The following is a 23,939-nucleotide window of genomic DNA, read 5'->3' on the forward strand; positions in this document are numbered from 1 at the left end:
GACGAACGCATTCGGGCGATCGCTCAAAAACTCGGGAAAGCACTGGTCAGGCCGGGGATGCGGGCATCAGAAGGCCACGTGCGCAGAACTCGTAGATGTGCTCGCCTTCGATCGGCGTTCCGTTGAGTTCCACGCCCAGTGAACGCAGGCGCATCGCACCCAGCACCGACTGCATGATCAGGGCCGAGCTGCTCTGGACATCGATATCGGGCCGGAAGGCTCCCGAGCTCATTCCGCGCCGCAGGATGTCGCCGATGAGCTCGTGCAATGGAGTCAGAACCCGGGCGTATTCACGGGGCAGCGACTCGGCGAGATGATCGTTGTAGAACGTCAGGCCGCGGTTGATGCTGTCCTGGGTGCTCGACGATGCCGGCATGGTGATGCGCTCGATGAGCGACCGAAGGGCCTCGGGGCCTGCCAGCCCGTCGGTGTCGGAGCGCCAGCGCTGCGTGGACTCGGCCATGATCTTGTCGATGAGGGCGAGCAGTAGCTCGTCCTTGGTGGAAAAGTGCTGGTAGAACGACCTCAGCGAGGTCTTGGAGCGCTCCACCACCTCCAGCACGGTGAAGTCGGTGCGTCCTGTCTCGCCCAGGATGGCCAGCGCCGATTTCATGAAGCGGCGGGCCCGGTCCGCCTGCGCCTCGGCGCGTGCGCCGTCGGACGGTCGTTCGGCCGGCCTAACCATTGCGCCATCACCTCCGTCATGCTGCACTTGCGAGAATGACGTTACCGGTTTTGTAGAGGCAATAGGCAGGCAACGATTGAGCGAGTGGTTTCTGTTCCTACCCCAGGTGCGGTTGGGCGTCGACGACATCGTTGAGCGTGCGCGGGTGGCCGAGGACAGCGGATTCGACGGCATCGCGTTCATCGACCATCTGGAGGCCCCCGGTGCGACGCACCAAAGCATCTGGGAGGCAATGACTGTCGCCACCTGGGTGGCGGCCCGTACCGAGCGGCTGCGGATCGGTCACCTGGTGCTGTGTGACGCATTCCGGCATCCGGCGGTGCTGGCCAAGCAGGCCGTCACGTTGTCGGCGGCCAGCGGCGGCCGGTTCGAGCTCGGACTGGGCTCGGGTTCGTGGCCGCAGGAGTTCGAGCGGTTCGGTGTCGAGACCGGTGACGCCGCGGCCCGGGTAAGCAGGCTCGGTGAGAATCTGGCGCTGCTGCAGCGCTATTGGGACGGCGACGACGACCGGGCGCAGACCCCGTGTCCTGACCATCCAATTCCGTTGGTACTGGGCGGAACCGGCAAGCGCATGATGGACCTGGTGCGCGCCCACGCCGACTGGTGGAACATTCCGTCGCATCAATTGGATCGGTTGCCCGCATTGCTGCCCACCGTGGGTTCGGCACGGGTCTCCCTGCAACAGATGGTCGGCTTCGTGGGGCGCGGTGCCGATCGCACGGCGGTGACCGAACGTAGCACCCGGTTGTTCGGGCACCTCGGCGGCGGGTTGGTGTGCGGCGACGCTGCCGAACTCACCGCCCATTTCGCCGGACTGTCGGCCCAGGGCGTCGAACGCTTCTACGTGTGGTTCGCCGATTTCGCGGCACCCCAGACGATTTCCGAATTCGCCGAGACAGTCATCAAGACGTGACAGAGAGGAACGACATGACCGCTGGAACCAACGAGGCACCCGCCGAGACCGGGACCGAGCCTGCGCAGTGGACGCTGCAGATGCTGCTCGACCTGTTCGACGCGGAACCCGCGGGGGAGAACCGCTTCACCGTGCAGACCGGCATCGCCGGTGTCGACGAGCGTCAGGTGGTGGAGGGAACCCAGATCGTGGGTGCCGCCATCGTCGCTGCGGCCAAACGCTTTCCGGACAAGTCGATCCGCTCGGTGCACGCGGTGTTCGCCCGCGCGGTCATGGTCGGACCCCCGGTCGAGCTCGACATCGACGTGATCAGTGAGGGCCGGTCCACGGCCACCGCGGTGGTCGCCGCATCGCAGAACGGCAAGCGTTGCATCACCATCACCGTGTTCACCGACGTGCCGTCCGGTGACGTGATCCGTCATCACCTGCCGCGGCCCGAGGTCGCGGGCCCGGCCGACTCGAACGTCTCGCACATGCCGATGATCGGCCGCGAGCTCCGGCTCGTCGACGTCGTGGACGTCAACAGCCCCGACGAGGTCGGTCCGCCCGAGCTGTACGCGTGGCTGCACTACGAACCCGTCCCGGCCCGCGACGACCTGGCCAAGGCGCTGATCGCGTACTTCACCGGGCACCTGGGTATTTCGACCACCATGCGGGCCCACGAGGGCATCGGCACCGCCCAGGCTCATCTGACGGTCTCGACCGCGCCGATGACCGTCACCGTGAGCTTCCACGAGCCGGTCCGCTGGGACGGTTGGCTGCTCTACAGCCACGAGAGCACCCAGGTCGGCTCGGGCATGTCGTATGTGCGCGGCGCCGTGCACACCGAAGAGGGTGAACTCATCGCGTCGTTCAGCCAGGACGCGCTGATCCGTCCGCTGCGCACCACCGATACCAACATCTCGGCCCACTCGCGGCTGTAGGCCGGCGCCGCCGCTCAGATCTTCAGATACCCCTTGTCTGCCGGGATCTGAGCGGCGGTGACCAATGACGACGCATCGCCGGCCAGCCAGACCACGATGTCGGAGATGTTGTCCGGTGCGATGAGTGAATCCGTCGGCAGCGCGCCGGGGGAGAAGCTATGGATGTAGTTCGGATGGTCCTGCAGCACCTGGTACATCGACAGGTCGTTGCCCATCGGGGTGTCGGTGCCGTAGGGGTGGATCGAGTTGACCCGGATGCCGAACTCGCCCAGCTCGACCGCGAGTGAATTGGTGAGCCCGACGACGCCGAACTTGCTGGCGCAGTAGTGCGCACAACCCGGCACGGCCTTGATGCCCGCGGCCGAACTGATGGTGATGATCGAACCGCCGTTGCCCGCCTCGATCATCGGCGGCACCACCGCCTGCACGGTGTGGAAGAGTCCGGTGAGATTGACATCGATGATGTCCTGCCACTGCTGGGCCGGAATCTCCCACAACCGGCCCCAGTTGAGCACAGCGGCATTGGCGACGACGATGTCGAGGCGGCCGAACTGTTCGACCGCGTCGGCCACCAGGCGGCGTTGACCTTCCGCGTCGCGCACGTCGACCTCGCGGGCCAGGATCTTGCGGCCCTCGCCCTCGACCAGTGCCACGGTCTCGGCGAGATCTTCCGGGGTGGCGGCGGCATACCCGTTGTGCTCGGCGACGGGGGCGCAGGCGTCGAGCGCGACGATGTCCGCTCCGGCGCGGGCCAGTCGCACGCAGTGCGAGCGGCCCTGCCCGCGCGCGGCTCCGGTGACGTAGGCGACCCGCCCGGCCAGTGGAGTATCGGTGGGGCTCATGCGGGTTGCTCCTCGGGTAGCGCGGTGACATGGACATCGGTGAACTCGTAATCGGACAGTGGGGAGCGGCGGGCGAACTGCCGGGATCCGGTGATCGTCTGCGGCCGGTAGTACGGGGTTTCGTACTGGGAGTTGACGAAATAGGAGTTCAGGCCCGATGCCGCGGTGTAGTACAGGTGCGCGACGCGGCCGTCGCGGCGCATCCGTTCATTCCACAGGTTGAACGCGTCCTGGCTGACGCTGGCGACCTGGGCGCCGCGGTGGCGCGTCTCATCGATGATCCGCACGGCGTGTGCGGCCACGGTTTCGACATAGTCCAGCCAGGCGAAGCCGACGAAGCCGAGCGGCCCGACGATCTCCCAGCGGTTGGGCAGGCGGGGGTGGGCGGTGCCCGCGTAGCTGTGCAGGCCGTGTGCCCGGTAGTACTGGGCGAGGTCGAATCCGTTGGGGCCCAGGATGGTATCCGGACGGTAGGTCTCCGGGTCGATCCACAGTTCGTAGCCGGTGGCCAGCACCAGCAGTTCGGCCGGGTGCTCGACGCCGTCGGCGGTGCGGATCCCGGTCGCGGTGATCCGCTCGATCGGCGTGGTGATCAGGTTGGTGCTCGGATTGTTCAGTGCAGGCAGGAACGCGCTGGAGATCACCGGCCGCTTGGCCAGGATGCCGTAGCGCGGCACCAGCTTTCGCCGGGTCGACGGGTCGTCGACGACCGCGCGCAGCAGCAGCCGGTACAACAGCCGGGACCAGCCGTCGTACAGCGGCATCAGGCGGCGCAGCCATTTGTCCGGCAGCCGGGAGAACACATGGACGATGGGCGCGACCATGAAGATGTCCATCGCCAGCCGGCCCGCCGCGTTGACGGCCGGGACGACCCCCGGCAGCCGGAACAGCCGGCGCATCCCCGGCGAGATGTCGAAGTCGATCTTCGGTAGCACCCATGCCGGGGTGCGTTGGTAGACATCGAGATTGGCCGCTTTCGCGGACAGGGCCGCAGTGATCTGGACGCCCGACGATCCGGTCCCGATCACGGCGATGCGCTTGCCGTCGGTGTCGTAGCTGTCGTCCCAGGCGTTGGGGCGCAGGATGGTTCCGGTGAAGTCCTCGACACCCTCGATGTCGACGGTGTTCTTGGCGTTGACGTAGCCGCCGACGGAACTGACCAGGAAACGTGCGGTCACCGGCGCTGCGTCGCGGATGTCCAGTCGCCACAGGCCGTGTTCGTCGTCCCACTGCTGGCGGATCACCTCGGAGTCAGGACGCAGGTGTTCGTAGAGTCCGAGATGGGCGGCGGTGTCCTGCAGATAGCGGTGGATCTCGGGCCCCGGCGCGAAGAATCTGCTCCAGTTCGGGTTGGGGGCGAACGACAGCTGGTACCACAGGGTGGGGATGTCGACGGCCAGACCGGGGTAGTGGTTGTCGCGCCAGGTGCCGCCGAAGTCGTTGCCGCGTTCGATGATGACGAAATCGCGGATACCTTTCTGGCGCAACATGTGTGCGGTGGCGATGCCACCGGGTCCGGCGCCGATGATCGCCACCTCGTAATCGGGTTCGGTCATTACTGCCTTCCGGTCAGGCCGACGACGATGTGGTCGGACACGAATCGTTTCACCGCACGTGGACTGTCGAGGTTCACGCCGATCGGTGGGAGAAGTTCGAAGCTCAGCAGCAGGCGCACGATCCACTCGCTGGCCCGCGCCGGCGCAACACCGGGTCCGACTTCCCCGCGTTCCTGAGCCGCCCGCACGAACGGCTTCCACAGCTCGATCGACCGCCGCATCAGATCGTCACCCGTGTTGCGCAGCAGAAGTACCAGGATGCTCTCGTTGATGCCGCGTGGGGCCACGGAATCCGATTGCCGGCGGTGCGCGCAGATGACGACCGCGGCCGCGGCGACCTGATCGGCCAGGGTGTCGTGCCGGCCTACCTCTGCCGCGATGGTCTCGATGAACGCACCGGCTAGGTGGTCGAGTCCAACCCTGATGGCGTTGTCGCGACTACCCAGTGCGTTGTGGACGGTGCCGCGGGATACCCCGGCATTCTCTGCGACCGCGGTGAGGCTGAATTGCCTTGGGCCCAAAAGTCGCAGCGTCGACGCGGTGGCAGCGAGCAACGCGGGTGACACCGCCCGGTCCGCATCGCGCATTTGAACAGATTAACGAAATCTGTTCAATGTGGTCAGCGTTTGGTCAGATCCGCCGTCGCTGCGTCCAACACGTCGTTGAAGACCCTGGTCAGCATCGGTCGACCCACCCAGCGGGTCAGGGCCCCGCCGATGAGCGGGAACTTCACGCGGAACGTCGTGGTCCACGTGACGTGGGTGCCGCCATCCACCGCGGCGAAGCCGACTCGACCGTGGCGGTGTTCCGAGGGCGGGAAACTGCGTTCGACGGAGTAGTCGAAGGAACGCGGCGCGTCGTAGGCGGTGATGCGTTCCCGGAACCACCCGATGGTCCAGATCAGGATGCGCACGGCGCCCTGTCCGTAGCGGGCCTGCAGGCCGGGTTCGGCCAGCCGCTGCCGAAGTACCAGCGGCGAGCGCGTGAAATTGGCTGCGTTGCTCATGAACTCGAATACCTCGTCCTGCGGCGCTGCGATGGTCCGTTCGACGGTGATGGTCTGCATCAGTCCTCCTGCTGTCTGGTCAGGGCGCGGGTCGCGGCGGCGGCGCGCAGTTTGTCGGGGTTGCGGATCGCGTAGAGCGCGGCAATCAGTCCGTCGGTCACCTCGATGAGCAGGACTGAGTCCAGTGCTGCGTCCCGGTGGAAAAGTACGGCCGGCATCGAGTTGTAGCTGCCGAACGAGATGTCGAAGCCGGCCATGCCGCCCTGGGCGAGTCCTGCCATGAACTGCGCGACCCGTTGTGGTCCGACGACCGGGCGACGCGCAGCCGATACCTGCCCGCCGCCGTCGGACAGCGCCACGATCTCGGGCGCCATCACCGCGACGAGGCCGTCGATGTCCCCGGTGCGCGCGGCCCGCAGGAATTTCGTGACGGTGGCGCGCGCCAGTTGCCTGTCCGGTGTGAAGCGGCGACGTCGGGCTTGCACGTGTTCGCGTGCGCGATGGGCGATCTGGCGCACCGTCGTATCGGATTTGCCGACCACGAGCGCTATCTCGGGATGGCTGTAACCGAACACCTCGTTGAGGACGAACACCACGCGTTCGTCGGGGCTGAGTGTCTCCAGGATCAGTAGCATCGCGATGGACACGGACTCGGCGAGGACGGCGTCCTCGCTCACGTCCGACGCGGTCTGGATCGGTTCGGGAAGCCAATTGCCGACGTAGTCTTCGCGCCGGCGCTTGCTCGTGCGTAGTGCATTCAGGGCCTGCCGCGTGACGATCTGCACGAGATACGCGTGCGGATGGCTGACCTCGCCTGCGTTGATCCAGCGCAGGTAGCTTTCCTGCACCACATCTTCGGCGTCGGCGGCGCTACCCAGAATCTCGTACGCCAGCGTGAAGAGCAGCGGGCGGTGCCCGGCGAATACTTCGGTCGCGTTCAGATGAGCCCCCTATGCCCCTGGTCGTCACCCTCTCAGACACCGCTCGGTGGCCGAACCGTGACAGCCTCGGGCTGTGAGCTGCATCACATGGCGGAGACGTCGTGCGCGTGGTGGACGATGTCGTGCAGGTGATAGATCGCGATCGTCGCGACGGTGAACTCGCTGCCGTTGCTGCGCAGCCCGCGGCGCGACCAGGCGCCGGCCGGCACGTGATCGTAGGTGTCGGCGATGACGCTCGCCGCTTCGAACAGTTCGGTGGCGACGGTGACCGGATCCTGTGATCCGTAGTCGTCGGCGATCGCGGTGGCATCCTGATCCCAGTTGGGGAACCGCGGATCGTCCTCGGTCAGCATCAACTGCACCCGGTGCTCGAAGATCCGGTGCACGTCACGGATGTGGCAGCCGTATTCGAGGATCGACCAGCGGTCCGCGCGCGTCCGGGCAGCTACCCCGGGGCGGTGCAGGCGGGGCACCCACTGCGCGGCATCGTCGCGGATCAGGCCGGCCACCTCGCGTGGCTGCACCGCGGTCGGGTCGAATCCGCACTCAGGGCAGGTGCGGGACAGTACCCAGGTCCAGTCCTTGTCGTCGGGTTCCAGCGCGGGGTCCATGGCACCAGTGTCCGTCACCGGTCAGCCGGACGACAACGCCGATCTGAGCACATCGAGTGGCAGCCCGCCCAGATCCAGTGCGCGGCTGTGGAATTCTCGCAACGACGATCCCCGGCGCAGGGACTCGTCGCGCAGTTCGTGCCAGATCCGCTGACCGATCGCGTACGACGGTGCCTGCCCCGGCCAGCCCAGGTAGCGATCCAGCTCGAAGCGCAGGTTCTCCTCGGCCATGGCCGAATGCGACGTCAGGAAGTTCCATGCCCGTTCGGCATCCCACACCTCACCGTCTGGTGCGGTCAAGCCGCAGTGCACGCCGATGTCGAGGACCACGCGGGCCGCGCGGAATCGTTGCGCGTCAAGCATTCCCATCCGGTCTCCGGCATCGTCGAGCCAGCCGAGCTCAGCCATCAACCGCTCGGCGTACAGGGCCCAGCCCTCACCGTGGCCCGACACCCAGCAGCCGAGCCGTCGCCACCGGTTGAGCTGGTCGGCCAGGGCCACGGCGCGACCGATCTGCAGGTGGTGGCCGGGGACACCTTCGTGGAAGACCGTGGTGGTTTCCTGCCAGGTGTGGAACTGCTCGACCCCGGGCGGCACCGACCACCACATGCGTCCGGGGCGCGACCAGTCCTCGGACGGCCCGGTGTAGTAGATGCCGCCGGTCTGGGTCGGTGCGATCCGGCATTCGAGGGTACGAAGCGGCCCGTCGATGTCGAAGTGGGTGCCGGCCAGGGAATCCACCGCGCGGTCGGAGAGCTGCTGCATCCACGCCTGCAGGGCGTCCGTCCCGCTGATGACGTATCGCGGCTCCTCGTCGAGCCGGCGCAGCGTCTCGGCGACCGTGGCACCGGGATAGAGCTCTTGGGCGATCGATTCCTGCTCGGCCACAACGGCATCGAGCAGCCCCAGACCCCACTCGTAGGCCTCGTCGAGATCGACGGAGGTGCCGAGGAACAGCCGTGACATGAGTCTGTAGGCGTCGCGCCCACAGGCATCGGTTTGGCGGGCACGCGGGGCGATCTCCTCACGCAGCACCTCGCCCAGGTGCCGGTAGGCGTCGGCCGCGGCCTCGCCGTGCCGCCGCAACTCCGCCTGAAGTCGCGGGTGTTCGGGTGCCGCGCCGGTGCACATCTCGGCGAACAGCTCGGCGATCTGGCGGGACTGGGCGACCCCTCGGGTGACCTGGCGCAGGGCGGGGGCGTGGCCGGTGCCCGAGGCTTCGCGCAAGGCGTCTGCGTAACCTGCGGCCCGCTCGGGTACTTTCGCCAACCTCGCGGCGATCAGCGCCCAATCATCCTCGGTTTCGGTGGGCATCAGGTCGAATACGTCGCGCATGGTCTGCAGCGGCGACGCGATGACGTTGAGCTCGCCCAGGTCCAGCCCGGCATCATGCACGTCGACGATCGCGCCGAGGCGCTCGCGCAGGGCGGCCACGGTGACCACGTCGATGTCATCCACGGGCTCGATCCCGTCGAGCTCGGCCAAGGTGGCACGGGCCGCTTCGGCGCGTGCGGTCACTCCCTGTGGGGAGTAGTCGGTGACGTCGTCGTCGTGACCGGTGATACCCATTTCCGTTGCGGCGCACGGGTCGAGGCGCGCATAGGTGTCCAGGTAGCGCTCGGCTACCGTGTCGACGGCGGTGGTGGCCCTAGCCAAGGTTGTTCGCGGCGAAGGTGTCGCACTTGTTCGGATCACCGGTCTGGTAACCGATGGTGAACCACTTCTGGCGCTGTTCGGAGGAACCGTGGGTCCACGCCTCGGGGTTGATCCGGCCGGTGGCCTGCTTCTGGATCCGGTCGTCGCCCACCGAGGAGGCCGCCGACAGCGCGTCGGTGATGTCCTTGTCGCTCAACGGTTCCAGGAAAGGCACGTCGGTGCCCTCCTGCCGGGTGATCGACGCGTAGTGCGCCCAGACCCCGGCGTAGCAGTCGGCCTGCAGTTCGGTGCGCACGCCCGCGCCGGTGGCGCCCTCGGGGTCACGCTGGGCCCGGCCGAGGACTCCCAGCAGGTCCTGCACGTGGTGTCCGAACTCGTGGGCCACCACGTACTCCTGCGCGAGCGGGCCTCCGCTGGAACCGAACTGGTCGACGAGCACCTGGAAGAAGTCGGTGTCGAAGTAGGCCGTCTTGTCCACCGGGCAGTAGAACGGCCCGACATCACTGGTGGCCGGACCGCAGCCGGTCTGGACCTGCCCCTTGAACAGTCGGACGTGCGGGCGGGTGTAGCCCTTGAGCAGTTGCTGCCACACGCCGTCCACGGAGTTTCCGGTGGCGACCACCCGGCACTCGACCTTGGAGTTGGCGTCGGCGCCGGTCTTGCACTGGCTCAGATCGAAACCTTCGGCCTCGACACCGTTGGTGGAGATCTCCTGCTGCTGGGGGAGCACGGTGCCGGGATCCACACCGAGGAACAACGCGAGCACCACGATCAACAGACCGCCCATCCCTCCGCCGATCGCGATGCCACGGCCGGGGCCACGGCCACCGCCGGAACTGGAGGTGGTGCTCGTGTCGATCTGCATACCCTCGTTGAAGGTCATCGCGTCACTCCATCGCATTCGCCGGTAGGTGCGTGCTCAACAGCCCGTTCAGCGTACCTTTGCGAGGTACGTCCTCCGTTGACCATTGATAGGAATTGCTTCCCATTGTCGGTGCGTCGTCGTGAAGCCTCGACGCGCTGGGCTGTGTAGGTCTGCGTGTATCGGGGTTTGGCAGCCACCACCATAGCGACGGAGGCCGGTGCCTGTGTCCGGGTGAGTGAGCGTTGTCATACCCGGGATCTAGTGTGCGGGCATGAAGTTGGCCGTGCAGGTGCGGTTGGAGGCAGACGCCGCCCAACTTGATGTGCTCGCACGCACACTGATCGCCTGTAACGAGACAGCGAACCATGTGTCGACCATCGCCCACCGTCAGGCTGTGTTCAGGCGGCGAGACCTGCGTGCAATCACCTACGCCATGGCCCGCCAGCACGCTGGACTCGGGGCGCAGGCGGCGCAGTTGTGCATCCGTAAAGTTGCGGATGCCTACACCACGCTGGCATCGAATCTGGGCGGCGGGCGCCACGGGGTGCCGGGCAGCACACGCCGACAGAAGGTTCAGGCCCACCCGATCCGGTTCCGGTCCCTTGGCGCTCAGCCGTTCGACGATCGTTGTTTGTCGTGGATCCATGACGCCGATACCGATACGGGTGGGTCGGTCTCTATCTGGACGGTTGACGGGCGATTGAAGAGCCTCCGGTTCACCGGCAAACCCGACCAGATCGCGCTTTTGCGGACGTCCCGCAGAGGGGAAACCGACCTGGTGCTGCGCCGCTGCCGTGGCACGCTGACCGCGTTTTTGATCGCCAGTGTCGTGGTGCCCGAACCCCTGGCCTCTACCGGGGCTCATCTGCATTCGAGCGACGGGTGGATCGGTGTGGATCTGGGTGTGGAGAACATCGCGGTCACCAGTGATCGGCCGCTGGCCAGGGAGTTGTTGGCGACTTACGGCGCCGGCGCACCCGATGGGGCCGCGGGGCGAGGAAGTGTGAAGGACAGACGTACCCGTAACCGGGAGGTGCGCCAGAAGCTCCAGAGGAAGAACACCAAGTCGGCGAAACGTCTGCTGCGGAAACGTGCCCGCAAGGAAGCGCGCTTCGCGGCCGACGTCAACCACCAAATTTCGAAGAGGATCGTGGCCGAGGCTGAACGCACCGGACGTGGAATCGCAGTCGAAGACCTGACTGGGATCCGCGAGCGGGTACGGCTCCGCAAGCCCCAACGCGCCACCCACGCGAGTTGGGCTTTCGCCCAACTCGGGGTGTTCCTCACTTATAAAGCAGCCCGAGCTGGTGTGCCGATCGTCCGGGTGGACCCGGCGTACACCAGCCAGCGATGCACCGCCTGCGGCCACATCGACAAACGCAACCGGACCAGCCAGGCCGAGTTCGTCTGTCGGGACTGCGGATTCACCGCAGAACACGCAGACATTCTCGGGGCCGATAACATCGCGCTCCGAGCCCCCGCCACCTGGGCCCAGTCAACGGCCCCCAGCGCGGCGTGACACCTGACACCCAGCCAGGGGCTACAGCTGCAAACCCGGTCCTTCGACCAGGTAGTTGGCCTTGCCACACTAGGATTCACACGTGTCCGTCGTTGCGGAACATTCGACCATCGCCCACACCTCGCATGGGCGGCTACGCGGCACCCGCGAAGGCGGGGTCAGCGTATGGCGGGGTGTCGAGTACGCCCAGCAGCCCATCGGCGCCTTGCGTTTCCTGGCGCCGCGGCCCGTGGTGCCCTGGACCGGGGTGCGCGACGCCGTCGAGCACGGTCCTTTGCCGCCCCAGGGCCGTTCGTTCGTCGGGGGAGGCCGCGACGACCCCAAGGTCCGCGACGAGGCTTGCCTGACTGTCACGGTGTGGTCGCCCGACACGGGTGGATCGCTGCCGGTGATGGTGTGGATTCCCGGCGGGGCCTTCGTCTACGGCGCCGGTCAGCTGCAGCTGTACAACGGTTCGCGGCTGGCGGCCAACGGCAACGTGGTCGTCGTCAATGTCACGTACCGGCTCGGCGTGTTCGGCGGATTCGAACTCGGTGACCTGGGCGAGGGGTTCGACGACAACCTGTGCCTGCGCGACCAGATCGCCGCGCTGCAGTGGGTGCGCGACAACATCGCCGCATTCGGCGGCGATCCGGAACAGGTGACGGTGTTCGGTGAATCGGCCGGTGCCACATCGGTGTTGGCACTGTTGGCCAGCCCGGCGGCCGACGGTCTGTTCGCCAGGGCCATCGCCCAGAGCCCGGCGCTACCGCTGATCGCCGACCGCGAGGACCGGGCTCGCCAGTCGCGGCGCTTCATGCAACTGCTCGGGGTCGGCGCCGAGCAGCTCAAAGTGCTGCCGCAGCGCCAGTTGCGCCGGGCCGCCGGTCAGCTGCAGCTCGAGAGTGCGCAGCAGACACCGACGTTGGCCTACGGGCTGACCCACGGCGTCGACCTGCTGCCGCTGCACCCGACCGAGGCCGCGCGCGCGGGCGCGGTGTCCGCGGTGCCGTTGATCATCGGCACCAACAGCCACGAGGCGTCGATGTTCGCCTGGGGTAAGCCACCGATGCTGCCGACCACGCCGGCCGGCGTCGAGGACTATCTGCGCCGCCGCACTCCGCACGACCGCGATCGGGTGGTGAGCGCCTATCCCGATCTCCCGCGCCGCCGGGCGTTGATCGCTTTCGGGTCCGACGTCATGTTCGGGGCGCCGACCTGGGCGTTCGCCGATGCCTACAGCGGGCACGCGCCGACTCACGTGTACCGGTTCGACCACACCACCTGGACGTTGAAGGTGTTGGGCCTTGGCGCCACCCACGGCAGCGAGATCGTGCACATCCACCACAGCTACGGGTCGTATCTCGGGCGGAAGTTGCACCCGCTGGGCCGGCGGGTGCAGCCGTCGGTCGGCCGGCGGATGCAACGTACCTGGCTGGATTTCGCCCGGGCCGAGGTCGCCGACTGGCCGGAGTACGACATCGAGCGGCGGCTGACCCGGGTGATCCGTTCCACGCGCGACGAGACCGTCGCCGATCCCGACGCGGTGCGGCGCGTGGCGTGGGAAGGGCTGGGCTGACGCCCTACTTGCCGTAGCGCTCGTTGGTGTAGCGGCGGAGGTTGTGCAGGAACCGCTGGAACAGCCACGCCATCACCGGCTGGCCCATGGTCATCCCGAGTCGCCCGGCCAGCCCGCTGGGCTTCATCGCCATCACCCAGGTCAGGTGGCAGCCGTCGGCCGTCTCGACCACGCGGTAGTCCTCGGCGAAGGCCGAGATCGCGTTCGAGGTGCTGGTGTTGAATCGGAAAGCCATGTGGGAGAAAGGTTCCCACGCCAGGAATTCCTCATCGCCGACGATGTGCCCGCGCATCGTGACCGTGCGGGTGGTGCCGACGCCGCGAGGTTCGGGGCTGGTCCACTCGACATTGGTGATGACGGTGGCCCAGTGCGGCCAGGAGGTCTCGTCGGACAGCACCTCGAACAGCTGCTCTCCGGTGATGGCGAGGTCGACGGTGCTGACGAAGCGGAACGGCGCACGGTCGATGAAGTCCAACTCGACGCGTTCGCACTGGTAGGTCCGGGCCATGGGTAGACACCCTAGGGGAGAGTGTCTAGTGGCGGGTCAGCCCGGCCCGTCGCCGGCCGCAGCCAGCAGCGGGACCACCACGTCACTGATGGGGGTGGGCAGGCCATGCGCGGCCGCCTTGCGGGAGATGACGCCGTTGCGGATGTCCCACTCCAGCGGCCGGTTGGCCCGATGGTCGGTCAGCATCGAGGTGGTGAGGTCCTCGGGTGCGGCGGCCAGCATGGTGACGATCTCGTCGACCACCTCGTCACCCAGATCCGCGCCGTCGGAGCGGGCCACGGCCAGGCACTCGGTCAGATAGCGCCGCGCCAGCGCGGCCACGTCGTCGCGGCGGAACATGCCCGCGCGCCGGTCTGCCAGCACCATGAACCCGACCACGGCGTTGACCAGCAGCTTGCGCCAGGCCGCGCTGCGGAAATCGGGGTCGCGTTCCACGGTGATCGCGGTGCCGCGCAAAGCGTCGGCCACGGTCGCCGCCGCCGGGGTGTCGGGCAGCACCAACCGGGCCTCGCTGCGCAACCGCACCCAGCCGCCGGGCTGCATCTCCGACGAGATCCACACCGCCGCGGGCACGACGTGGGCCTCGTCGGTGCGAGGGCTGATCCCACTGACCCGCTCGACCTGCTCGACGCCGTTCTGCAGCGCGCACACCACGGTGTTCTCGTCGCACAGCCGGTCCAGCCACGCGGCGGCGTGGCCGTTCTGGGTGTCCTTGACGGCGAGAAACACCACGTCGAGCGGGCCGTCGACGGTGGCCGGATCGGTGTGCACCGGGCCTGGCACCCGAATTGGTTCTCCGCCGTCGGGCCGGACCTCGACACCGTCGCGCGGGGTCCGTCCGCCCAGCAGGACCGGTCGGCCCGCGGCATACAGGAGGGCGGCGACGGTGGCCCCGATGGCGCCCGGGCCGATGACCGCGATGGGGGAGTTCCGTGCTGCTGAGTCTTCGCGCGAGCGCTCATCCACGCTGCCAAGTTACCGCCGCAGACCGACTCTCTAGACTGGTCAATCGTCACCACCAGTCTCTCTCGACTCAACATTCAGGAGTTTTCGTGCTGCGCAGTCATGGCGCCGGTTCATTGCGGGCCGCGGATGCCGGTCAAACGGTCACCTTGGCGGGATGGGTGGCGCGTCGCCGTGACCACGGCGGGGTCATCTTCATCGACCTGCGCGACGCATCAGGCGTGTCTCAGGTGGTGTTCCGCGAAGGCGATGTGCTCGCCGCCGCGCACCGGCTGCGCGCCGAGTTCTGCATCGCCGTCACCGGAGTGGTCGAGGTCCGTCCCGAGGGCAACGAGAACCCCGACATCCCCACCGGCAAGATCGAGGTGAACGCCACCTCGCTGACCGTGCTGTCCGAGAGCGCCCCGCTGCCGTTCCAGCTCGACGAGACCGCCGGCGAGGAAGCCCGGCTCAAGTACCGCTACCTGGATCTGCGCCGCGAGGGCCCGGGCCACGCAATCCGGTTGCGGTCCAAGGTCAATGCGGCCGCCCGCAGTGTGCTGTCCGAGCACGACTTCGTCGAGATCGAAACCCCGACGCTGACCCGTTCGACCCCGGAGGGCGCCCGCGACTTCCTGGTGCCCGCGCGCCTGCAGCCCGGCTCGTTCTACGCGCTGCCGCAGAGCCCGCAGCTGTTCAAGCAGCTGCTCATGGTCGCCGGCATGGAGCGCTACTACCAGATCGCGCGCTGCTACCGCGACGAGGACTTCCGCGCCGACCGCCAGCCGGAGTTCACCCAGCTGGACATGGAGCTCAGCTTCGTCGACGCCGACGACGTCATCGCGATCTCCGAGCAGATCCTCAAGGCGTTGTGGGCCCTCGTCGGCTACGACCTGCCGCTGCCGCTGCCGCGGATCAGCTACGCCGACGCGATGCGCCGGTTCGGTTCCGACAAGCCCGACCTGCGGTTCGGCGTCGAACTCATCGAGTGCACCGATTACTTCAAGGACACCCCGTTCCGGGTGTTCCAGGCGCCGTACGTGGGTGCGGTCGTCATGTCCGGCGGTGCGTCGCAGCCGCGCCGCACCCTCGACGGCTGGCAGGAATTCGCCAAGCAGCGCGGCCACAAGGGACTGGCCTACGTGCTGGTGGCCGAGGACGGCACGCTGGGCGGCCCGGTGGCCAAGAACCTCACCGACGCCGAGCGCGACGGCCTGGCCGCCCACGTCGGCGCCGAGCCCGGTGACTGCGTGTTCTTCGCGGCGGGCCCGGCCAGGTCGGCGCGAGCGCTGCTGGGCGCCACCCGCATCGAGATCGCCAAGCGCCTCAACCTGATCGATCCGGCCGCCTGGGCGTTCACCTGGGTGGTGGACTTCCCGATGTTCGAGCCCGCCGATGTGGCGACGGCCTCGGGCGACGTGGCCGTGGGTTCGGGGGCCTGGACGGCCGTGCACCACGCCTTCACCGCGCCGAAGGCCGAATCGGAGGGCACCTTCGACACCGATCCGGGCAGCGCGTTGTCCGATGCCTACGACATCGTCTGCAACGGCAACGAGATCGGCGGCGGCTCGATCCGTATCCATCGGCGCGACATCCAGGAGCGGGTGTTCGCCATGATGGGCATCGACCACGACGAGGCCCAGGACAAGTTCGGATTCCTGTTGGACGCCTTCGCCTTCGGGGCGCCGCCGCACGGCGGCATCGCGTTCGGCTGGGACCGCATCACCGCGCTGCTGGCCGGGGTGGACTCGATCCGCGAGGTCATCGCGTTCCCCAAGTCGGGCGGCGGCGTCGACCCGCTGACCGATGCGCCCGCGCCCATCACCCCGCAGCAGCGCAAGGAATCGGGAATAGACGCCAAGCCCGAGGAGCTCAAGAAGTCATGAGCGATATCGACCCTGACTTCGACAAGAGCGAATTGGTCGCCGACGCGGCGGCTCTCGATGACTTCAACCGCAACGTGGTCGAGGAATTCCGCGCCAACGGCGGCAAGGTGGGCGGGCCGTTCGAGGGCGGCACGCTGCTCCTGTTGCACACCACCGGGGCCAAATCCGGTCAGCCCCGGCTGTCGCCGCTGGCCTACCTGGATGTCGACGACCGGATGCTGATCGTGGGCTCCTACGCCGGTGCGCCGAAAGACCCGGCGTGGGTGCACAATCTGCGGGCCAACCCCAAGGTGCGCGTCGAGGTGGGCACCGAGGCCTACGACGCGACGGCCCGGGAGCTGCCCGCCGACGAGCGCGACGCGGCGTACCCGAAGATCATCGAGCGCGCCCCCGTCTTCGCCGAGTATCAGTCCAAGACCACCCGGGCCATCCCGCTGTTCGAGTTGGTCCGCGCTTAACCCGTGAGTCGAGACGGCATTCCGGCAGCTCGGCTGCCGGAATACCGTCTCGGCGGGATCGGGGTTACAGCCGCTCGATGATGGTGGCGTTGGCCATGCCGCCGCCCTCACACATGGTCTGCAGGCCGTAGCGCCCGCCGCGCTGCTCGAGCGCATTGACCAGGGTGGTCATGATGCGTGCCCCGCTGGCACCCAGCGGATGCCCGATCGCAATCGCCCCGCCGTTGACATTCGTCTTGCCCAGATCGGCACCTGTGTCGTGCGCCCAGGCCAGCACCACGGGTGCGAACGCCTCGTTGACTTCGAACAGGTCGATGTCCGCCAGCGTCAGACCCGCACGCGTCAGCACCTTTTCGGTGGCCGGGATGACGCCGGTCAGCATGTAGAGCGGATCGGATCCCACGACGGTGGTGGTATGAATACGCGCGAGCGGCTTGAGCCCGAGCTTCCTGGCCGTCGCACCGCTGGTGATCATCACCGCCGCGCTGCCGTCGGACAGAGGTGACGAGTTACCGGGGGTGATCTCCCAGTTGATCTGCGGGAACCGGGCGGCATATGCCTCGTTGTAGAACGCAGGCTTCAGCCCGGACAGGGTGTCGACCGTGGTACCCGGCCGGATGATCTCGTCGGTGCTCAGACCGGCGATCGGCGCGAGTTCGGCCTCGAACAGTCCGTCCTTGGTGGCCCGGGCGGCCTTCTCGTGGCTGCCCGCCGAGAACTCGTCGAGCTGGGCACGGGAGAAGCCCCATTTGGCTGCGATCAACTCGGCGCTGATCCCTTGTGGGACAAGACCTTCGGAGTAGCGTTCGGCGAAGGCAAGGCCGAAGGGGTCGCTGCCCGGCAGCACCGAGCTGCCCATCGGCACCCGCGACATGGACTCCACGCCCGCGGCGATCACGATGTCGTAGGCGCCGGCCAGCACACCTTGGGCGGCGAAGCTGATCGCCTGCTGGCTGCTGCCGCACTGGCGGTCGACGGTGGTCCCGGGTACCGATTCGGGGAATCCGGCGCCCAGCAGGGCGTTGCGCGCGATGTTGACGGCTTGATCGCCGACCTGGGTCACGGCGCCGGCGATGACGTCGTCGACGAGTACCGGGTCGACACCAGTTCGGGTGATCAGCTCGCGCAGGCTGTGGGCCAGGAGATCCGCGGGCAGGACGCCGTGCAGTGCGCCGTTGGCCTTGCCTTTGCCGATCGGGGTCCGGACCGCTCCGACGATGACTGCGTCCCGGTCTGCATATCCGGTCATTCCGTGCCTCCTGGTGCTCGACGCTGAGTATTGTTATGGCTACCCAGGTATAACACCTGGGTATAGTAAGAACAACTCAGGGATGGGGTTTGATTCCGTGGGAATGCTGCAGGGCAAGCTCGCCGACCGGGACAGTTGGTCGGCGGTGGGCCATTGCCCGATCGAGAGGACCATGGCGTTCGCCGGCACCAAGTCGGCGATGCTGATCATGCGCGAGGCCTTCTACGGCACGACCCGATTCGACGACTTCGCCCGCCGGGTCGGGATCACCAAGGCGGCAACCTCGGCACGGTTGTCCGACCTGGTGGCAGCCGGGCTGCTGGCAAAACGGCCCTATCGCGAGCCCGGTCAGCGGGAGCGCGACGAATACGTGCTCACCGAATCCGGAACTGACTTCATGCCGGTGGTGTGGGCCATGTTCGAGTGGGGTCGCAAGCATCTCAACGACACCGGGCTGCGGCTCGCCCATGACGGGTGCGGTGCGCTGGCCGGAGTCGAGATCCGTTGTGAGGAAGGCCACCAGGTGCCGCCGGACGAACTCGTCGTCCGCGTCGAGCGTCGCACGTCGTGATCAGCGCTACTCTCGGCGCGTGCTGCACTTACGCGTCATAGCGCCGGCCGATCTGCGCGAACCGATTCTCAATGTCCTGCGTGAACAGCCCGGCGTCGCCCACATTGTGTTGTTGGCCGATGCCGCGGTTGACCCCGCCGGTGACCAGATCACCGCCGACGTCGCCCGCGAAGCGGCCGATGAGATCGTCCAGCGGTTGAAATCCCTTGATGTGCAGCACTTCGGCGCCATCACCCTCGAGCCGCTCGACACCGTGCTGTCGAGCGCGGCCCATCACGCGGAGGACGTCGCGGGTGGTGACGCGGCCGATGCGGTGATCTGGGATGAACTGGTGGCGCGCACCCGCGAGGAGTCCAGCCTCAGCGTGACGTTCCTGATGTTCCTCTGCATCGCGTGCCTGCTCGCCGCCATCGGTGTGGTGACCGATTCGGCGATCACCGTGGTCGGGGCGATGGTGGTGGGGCCGGAGTTCGGCCCGCTCGCTGCGCTCGCGGTCGCCCTTGTCCAACGCCGGATGTCGCTGGCGCGGCGGGCCGGCGCAGCGCTGCTGGTGGGGTTCCCGCTGGCGATGATCGTCACCGCGGTCGCGACGCTGGGTTTCGAGGCACTGGGATGGGTGCAGCTGACCACGTTCAGTGAACTCACCCAGGTCGACTTCATCTTCCAGGTGGGACCGTTCTCGTTCGTCGTCGCACTTCTGGCCGGCGCCGCCGGAATGCTGTCGCTCGTGTCGTCGAAATCCGAGGCGCTGGTGGGGGTCTTCATCTCGGTGACGACCGTGCCCGCCGCCGGTTTCGCCGTGGTGGCGGCCACCGTGGGTGATTGGGACGTCGCCGCCGAATCCGTGCTGCAATTGCTGGTGAACCTGGTGGGTATCACCTCGGCCGGCGTCCTCACGCTCGCGGTCTACCGTCGCGCGAAGATCGGCCGCGCCGTCACAAGTGGCTGACGCCCGAGGCGACGAAGAACACTCCGACCGCGCCTGCGATCACGGCCACCACGAGTCGATGGTGCCGCCCCATCCAGGCATAGAGCCGCTCGACACCTGAGCGGGTGGCTTCCGGGGCGACCCAGAAGCTGATGATCGGGATCAGCGCCGCCAGGAAACCGACCAGGTTGAATACGACCAGAGCGGCCATCTGCTCGGCCAATGCCGCGCCCGAGGTGAGGGCCGCAGCCATCGCCGCCAGGTAGTAGGGCGTGGGGAAACCGTTGATGAGGCCCAGCAGGGCGGCTGCCCATGGTGCCTCGCCACGCAGCGCGGCCTGCATCCCTGCCGGCAGCTTCGACAGTCCCGGCACCGCGTCCTCGGTGGGCTGCGCATCGGTGCCGTCGCCCACCGCGGCCGGTACGGCCCGGCGCGCGCGCACCCGGTTGACCAGGCGTTCGAGCTGTCCTGTCGCCGACAGGACAGCGATCACCAGCGCCACGGCGCCGATGCCGATCTCCAGTCCCGGTGGCATCGTGCTTCCGCCGCCGCCCGTGGCGTTCTTGAACACGAACACCACCGCGGCGCCCACTGCGACGTTGGCGGTGAAGGCGAAGAGGAAGAACGGGAGCAGCAACCGCACCGGCCGCGACCGCGACAGCATGAAGGCAACGACCCCGATTCTCAGGGGGTCGATTGCCGCCACGGCGGCCATCACCAGCACGGTGCTCCACATCGCGGGCGGCCACATCCCTTCACCTCAGTCACTCCACCGCTGAATTCAACCAGCGCCGACCGAATCCGGCCGAATCCCGGCGTGTCGACGGGGGCCGCCTGTCGCACGCAGTGCGGGGGAGTGCGCCGTGTGGTGGGATTTGCAGATGGGGATCAAAGTGGCGCTGGAGCACCGCACCAGCTACACCTTCGACCGGTTGGTGGAGCTGCATCCACACGTCATCCGGTTGCGCCCCGCGCCGCACTCGCGCACCCCCATCGAGGCGTACTCGCTGACCGTCGAGCCGGCCGGCCATTTCATCAACTGGCAGCAGGACGCATTCGGGAACTTCCTGGCCCGCCTGGTGTTCCCGGACCGGGCGCGCACGCTGACCATCACTGTCGGGCTCATCGCCGATCTCAAGGTGATCAACCCGTTCGACTTCTTCATCGAGGACTACGCGGAGACTTTCGGCTTCGAGTACCCCAAGGCCCTGCTCGAGGATTTGAAGCCCTACCTGCGCCCGGTCGACGAGGCGGATGAGGGATCCGGTCCGGGCGAACTCGTGAAGGCGTGGGTGAGCAATTTCACCGTGCCGCCGGGCACCCGCACGATCGATTATCTGGTGGCGCTCAACCGGGCTGTCAACGCCGATGTCGGCTACTCCGTGCGGATGGAACCGGGTGTGCAGACTCCTGACGTCACGCTACGCACCGGAATCGGCTCGTGCCGCGACTCGGCATGGCTGTTGGTGTCGGTCCTGCGACAGCTGGGGCTGGCGGCCCGCTTCGTCTCGGGTTACCTGGTCCAGCTGACCTCGGATGTGCAGGCCCTCGACGGTCCTTCCGGTCCCACCGCGGATTTCACAGACCTGCACGCCTGGGCCGAGGCCTACATCCCGGGCGCGGGCTGGATCGGCCTCGACCCGACTTCGGGACTGTTCGCCGGGGAAGGCCACATCCCGCTCTCGGCGACCCCGCACCCGGAATCGGCGGCCCCGATCACCGGCGCCACCGGGCCGTGCGAATCCACGCTGGAGTTCTCCAACGTGGTCACCCGGATCCACGAGGACCCGCGGGTGACGCTCCCGTACACCGACGCCGCCTGGGCGGCGATCACGAAACTGGGTGCGGAGGTGGATCAGCGCCTGACCGACGGCGATGTGCGGCTCACCGTCGGGGGCGAGCCGACCTTCGTCTCGATCGACAACCAGGTCGACCCGGAATGGACCACCGACGCCGACGGCGAGCACAAGCGCGAACGGGCCTCGGTGCTCGCGGCGCGCCTCAAGGCGGTGTGGGCCCCGGCCGGGCTGATCCAGCGCAGCCAGGGCAAGTGGTATCCGGGAGAACCCCTGCCGCGCTGGCAGATCGGCCTGTTCTGGCGCACCGACGACCAGCCACTGTGGAACGACGCGGCGCTGCTTGCCGATCCGTGGGGTGGTGACGTGCCCGCCCTGGCCGACGACGCCGGTCAGCGCATCCTCGCCGCGGTCGCCGCCGATTTCGGGCTGCCCGCCCGTCAGGTTCGCCCGGCATATGAGGACGCGCTGAGCCGCTTGGCGGCCGCGGCGCGGCAGCCGGCCGGCGAGCCGGTGGCCACCGCCGACGATCTGGCCGATGACACCCCCGACGCCCGGGCCGAGCTGCTGGCCCGGCTCGACACCCCGGTCGATCAGCCCGCCGCCTACGTCCTGCCCCTGCACCGCCGCGCCGACGGCTCCGGCTGGGCCAGCGCGGACTGGCAGCTGCGGCGCGGGCGGATCGTGCTCACGGAGGGCGATTCGCCGGCCGGGCTGCGGCTGCCGCTGGGTGCGATCAGCTGGCGTCCGCCGCGCCCGTCCTACGACGCCGACCCGCTGTCGGGGCGCACCGATGAGCGCACCGAACCCGACGAGGCCGCGCTCGAGCCCGCCGACGACGCGCCCACCACGGCGCTGGTCGCCGAGATCCGATCCGGGTTCCTCTACGTCTACCTGCCGCCGACCGAGGAGCTCGACGATTTCGTCGACCTGGTGGCCCGCGTCGAATCCGCGGCCACCAAGCTGGACACGCCGGTGGTGATCGAGGGGTACGGGCCACCGCCGGACCCCCGCATCGCGTCCATGTCGATCACCCCGGATCCCGGCGTCATCGAGGTCAACGTCGCACCGACCGCCAGCTTCGCAGAACAGCAGGCCCAGCTGGAGACCCTCTACGAGCAGGCCCGGCAGGCCCGGCTGTCGACCGAATCGTTCGACGTGGACGGAACGCACGGCGGTACCGGCGGCGGCAACCACATCACCCTCGGCGGCATCACACCGGCCGACTCGCCACTGTTGCGCCGGCCCGATCTGCTGGTGTCGCTGCTCACCTATTGGCAGCGGCACCCCTCGTTGTCCTACCTGTTCGCCGGCCGGTTCATCGGCACCACCTCACAGGCGCCGCGGGTGGACGAGGGCCGGTCCGAAGCGCTCTACGAGCTGGAGATCGCCTTCGCCGAGATCGCGCGGCTTTCCGCCGCAGGCGGGTCTTCACAGGCCTGGGTCACCGACAGGGCACTGCGCCATCTACTCACCGACATCACCGGCAACACGCACCGCGCCGAATTCTGCATCGACAAGCTCTACAGCCCCGACAGCGCGCGGGGGCGTCTTGGGTTGTTGGAGTTGCGCGGTTTCGAGATGCCGCCGCACTTCCAGATGGCGATGGTGCAGTCGCTGTTGGTGCGGGCACTGGTCGCCAGGTTCTGGGACGAGCCGTTGCGGGCCCCGCTGATCCGGCACGGGGCGAATCTTCATGGCCGATACCTGTTGCCGCACTTCCTGATTCAGGACATCGCCCAGGTCGCGGCCGACCTGCGGACGCACGGCGTCAACTTCGACACCAGCTGGCTGGATCCCTTCACCGAGTTCCGGTTCCCGCGGGTGGGGACGACGGTCTGCGACGGCGTGGAGATCGAGCTGCGCGGCGCGATCGAACCGTGGAATGTGTTGGGGGAGGAGTCGACTGCCGGGGGCACCGCCCGCTATGTGGACTCGTCGGTGGAGCGGGTCCAGGTGCGGCTGGTCGGGGCGGACCGGCACCGCTACATCGTGACCGCCAACGGCTACCCGATCCCGTTGCTGGCCACCGACAATCCCGACATCCAGGTGGGCGGCGTGCGGTTCCGTGCCTGGCAGCCGCCCAGCGCGCTGCACCCGACCATCACCGTGGACTCCCCGCTGCGGTTCGAACTCGTCGACACCGCGACGGGTACCTCCCGCGGTGGCTGCACCTACCACGTCGCTCACCCGGGTGGGCGGTCCTACGACACCCCGCCCGTCAACGCGGTCGAGGCCGAGTCGCGGCGTGGCCGTCGATTCGAAGCGACCGGATTCACCCCGGGCACCATCGACCTGTCGGATCTGAGGGAGAAGCAGGCCCGCCAATCCACCGACGTCGGCGCGCCCGGAATTCTGGATCTTCGCCGGGTGCGTACCGTTCTTCACTGATGGTTCTACGTGCGAATGGCTCACCGGAGTCCGCCCAAGCCACCGGTGTAGCCGCGGACACCGGTGTGGACGTCGACGGCGTGCTGGCCGCCTATCGCAGCTCCCGGGCGCAGCAGGCGTTGTTCGACGTGCGCG

General features: G+C 67.9%; 22 protein-coding genes. 9 read left to right on the forward strand and 13 right to left on the reverse strand.

Translation table 11 applies throughout. The features are described from left to right. Positions 1-46 precede the first annotated feature (46 nt). A complete protein-coding gene (locus TX88_RS16005; RefSeq protein ID WP_044518085.1) occupies positions 47-685 on the reverse strand; it encodes a TetR/AcrR family transcriptional regulator in 639 nt (212 codons plus the stop codon). A 76-nt stretch (positions 686-761) separates the two neighbouring features. On the opposite strand from TX88_RS16005, the gene TX88_RS16010 reads away from it, so the two are divergent. Further along, positions 762-1,598, forward strand: coding sequence for an LLM class flavin-dependent oxidoreductase (locus TX88_RS16010; protein ID WP_044518087.1), 837 nt, complete (start codon positions 762-764; stop codon positions 1,596-1,598). Between the two features lie 14 nt (positions 1,599-1,612). After that, positions 1,613-2,521: an acyl-CoA thioesterase gene (locus TX88_RS16015; RefSeq protein WP_044518088.1), complete on the forward strand. Its 909-nt coding sequence runs from the start codon at positions 1,613-1,615 to the stop codon at positions 2,519-2,521. 14 nt (positions 2,522-2,535) lie between these two features. Here the strand turns inward: TX88_RS16015 and TX88_RS16020 are convergent, their stop codons facing one another. The 8 genes from TX88_RS16020 to ypfJ all read right to left on the reverse strand — a co-directional run bounded on the left by TX88_RS16020 (position 2,536) and on the right by ypfJ (position 10,016). Then, positions 2,536-3,363: a mycofactocin-coupled SDR family oxidoreductase gene (locus tag TX88_RS16020; RefSeq protein ID WP_044518090.1), complete on the reverse strand. Its 828-nt coding sequence runs from the start codon at positions 3,361-3,363 to the stop codon at positions 2,536-2,538. Further along, positions 3,360-4,919, reverse strand: a complete 1,560-nt coding sequence (locus tag TX88_RS16025) for a flavin-containing monooxygenase (RefSeq protein ID WP_044518091.1) — start codon at positions 4,917-4,919, stop codon at positions 3,360-3,362. Before TX88_RS16025 ends, TX88_RS16020 begins: the two co-directional genes overlap by 4 nt. Next, positions 4,919-5,506 carry a TetR/AcrR family transcriptional regulator gene (locus TX88_RS16030; protein WP_044518093.1) on the reverse strand — a complete coding sequence of 196 codons (588 nt, stop codon included), beginning with the start codon at positions 5,504-5,506 and terminating at the stop codon, positions 4,919-4,921. Before TX88_RS16030 ends, TX88_RS16025 begins: the two co-directional genes overlap by 1 nt. A gap of 32 nt (positions 5,507-5,538) precedes the next feature. Continuing rightward, entirely contained in the window at positions 5,539-5,985 is a 447-nt protein-coding gene (locus TX88_RS16035) for an SRPBCC family protein (RefSeq protein WP_044518094.1), read from the reverse strand. Continuing rightward, positions 5,985-6,866 (reverse strand): RNA polymerase sigma-70 factor, encoded by an 882-nt coding sequence (locus tag TX88_RS16040; protein ID WP_044518096.1) that lies wholly within the window; start codon positions 6,864-6,866, stop codon positions 5,985-5,987. The genes TX88_RS16035 and TX88_RS16040 overlap by 1 nt, the downstream gene beginning before the upstream one ends. A gap of 83 nt (positions 6,867-6,949) precedes the next feature. After that, complete coding sequence (locus TX88_RS16045; protein WP_044518098.1) at positions 6,950-7,477, reverse strand: DinB family protein; 528 nt, start codon at positions 7,475-7,477, stop codon at positions 6,950-6,952. A 21-nt stretch (positions 7,478-7,498) separates the two neighbouring features. Beyond that, complete coding sequence (locus tag TX88_RS16050) at positions 7,499-9,133, reverse strand: DUF885 domain-containing protein (RefSeq protein ID WP_044518100.1); 1,635 nt, start codon at positions 9,131-9,133, stop codon at positions 7,499-7,501. Beyond that, positions 9,126-10,016 (reverse strand): KPN_02809 family neutral zinc metallopeptidase, encoded by an 891-nt coding sequence (ypfJ, locus tag TX88_RS16055; protein ID WP_044518102.1) that lies wholly within the window; start codon positions 10,014-10,016, stop codon positions 9,126-9,128. The genes TX88_RS16050 and ypfJ overlap by 8 nt, the downstream gene beginning before the upstream one ends. A gap of 253 nt (positions 10,017-10,269) precedes the next feature. Between ypfJ and TX88_RS16060 the strand changes: the two genes are divergently transcribed. Next, on the forward strand, positions 10,270-11,517 hold the full coding sequence (locus TX88_RS16060; protein ID WP_044518103.1) for an RNA-guided endonuclease InsQ/TnpB family protein: 1,248 nt from the start codon (positions 10,270-10,272) through the stop codon (positions 11,515-11,517). A gap of 82 nt (positions 11,518-11,599) precedes the next feature. Next, on the forward strand, positions 11,600-13,075 hold the full coding sequence (locus TX88_RS16065; RefSeq protein ID WP_044518105.1) for a carboxylesterase/lipase family protein: 1,476 nt from the start codon (positions 11,600-11,602) through the stop codon (positions 13,073-13,075). Between the two features lie 4 nt (positions 13,076-13,079). On the opposite strand, the gene TX88_RS16070 is transcribed toward TX88_RS16065, so the two are convergent. Beyond that, the gene (locus tag TX88_RS16070; protein WP_044518106.1) at positions 13,080-13,583 is read right to left on the reverse strand and encodes an SRPBCC family protein; all 504 of its coding nucleotides are present in this window, start codon (positions 13,581-13,583) and stop codon (positions 13,080-13,082) included. Positions 13,584-13,619: 36 nt separating this feature from the next. Next, positions 13,620-14,549: an oxidoreductase gene (locus TX88_RS16075; RefSeq protein WP_044518108.1), complete on the reverse strand. Its 930-nt coding sequence runs from the start codon at positions 14,547-14,549 to the stop codon at positions 13,620-13,622. Between the two features lie 86 nt (positions 14,550-14,635). On the opposite strand from TX88_RS16075, the gene aspS reads away from it, so the two are divergent. Together aspS and TX88_RS16085 are read left to right on the forward strand one after the other, a co-directional pair. Then, positions 14,636-16,411: an aspartate--tRNA ligase gene (gene aspS, locus TX88_RS16080; protein WP_044518109.1), complete on the forward strand. Its 1,776-nt coding sequence runs from the start codon at positions 14,636-14,638 to the stop codon at positions 16,409-16,411. Continuing rightward, positions 16,408-16,869 (forward strand): nitroreductase family deazaflavin-dependent oxidoreductase, encoded by a 462-nt coding sequence (locus TX88_RS16085; RefSeq protein WP_044518111.1) that lies wholly within the window; start codon positions 16,408-16,410, stop codon positions 16,867-16,869. The genes aspS and TX88_RS16085 overlap by 4 nt, the downstream gene beginning before the upstream one ends. A gap of 64 nt (positions 16,870-16,933) precedes the next feature. On the opposite strand, the gene TX88_RS16090 is transcribed toward TX88_RS16085, so the two are convergent. Beyond that, positions 16,934-18,118, reverse strand: coding sequence for a thiolase family protein (locus TX88_RS16090; RefSeq protein ID WP_044518113.1), 1,185 nt, complete (start codon positions 18,116-18,118; stop codon positions 16,934-16,936). Between the two features lie 97 nt (positions 18,119-18,215). On the opposite strand from TX88_RS16090, the gene TX88_RS16095 reads away from it, so the two are divergent. Both TX88_RS16095 and TX88_RS16100 read left to right on the forward strand, forming a co-directional pair. Beyond that, positions 18,216-18,689, forward strand: coding sequence for a winged helix-turn-helix transcriptional regulator (locus TX88_RS16095; protein WP_044518115.1), 474 nt, complete (start codon positions 18,216-18,218; stop codon positions 18,687-18,689). 19 nt (positions 18,690-18,708) lie between these two features. Continuing rightward, positions 18,709-19,638 carry a DUF389 domain-containing protein gene (locus TX88_RS16100; protein WP_044518116.1) on the forward strand — a complete coding sequence of 310 codons (930 nt, stop codon included), beginning with the start codon at positions 18,709-18,711 and terminating at the stop codon, positions 19,636-19,638. Here TX88_RS16100 and TX88_RS16105 read toward each other — a convergent pair. Beyond that, positions 19,625-20,368 carry a GAP family protein gene (locus tag TX88_RS16105; RefSeq protein ID WP_244438434.1) on the reverse strand — a complete coding sequence of 248 codons (744 nt, stop codon included), beginning with the start codon at positions 20,366-20,368 and terminating at the stop codon, positions 19,625-19,627. The genes TX88_RS16100 and TX88_RS16105 overlap by 14 nt on opposite strands. Positions 20,369-20,498: 130 nt before the next feature. Between TX88_RS16105 and TX88_RS16110 the strand changes: the two genes are divergently transcribed. Next, positions 20,499-23,804, forward strand: a complete 3,306-nt coding sequence (locus TX88_RS16110; RefSeq protein ID WP_044518118.1) for a transglutaminase family protein — start codon at positions 20,499-20,501, stop codon at positions 23,802-23,804. The last annotated feature ends 135 nt before the right edge of the window (positions 23,805-23,939 follow it).

It is taken from the genome of Mycolicibacterium septicum DSM 44393 (assembly GCF_000455325.1).
Classification (GTDB): domain Bacteria; phylum Actinomycetota; class Actinomycetes; order Mycobacteriales; family Mycobacteriaceae; genus Mycobacterium; species Mycobacterium septicum.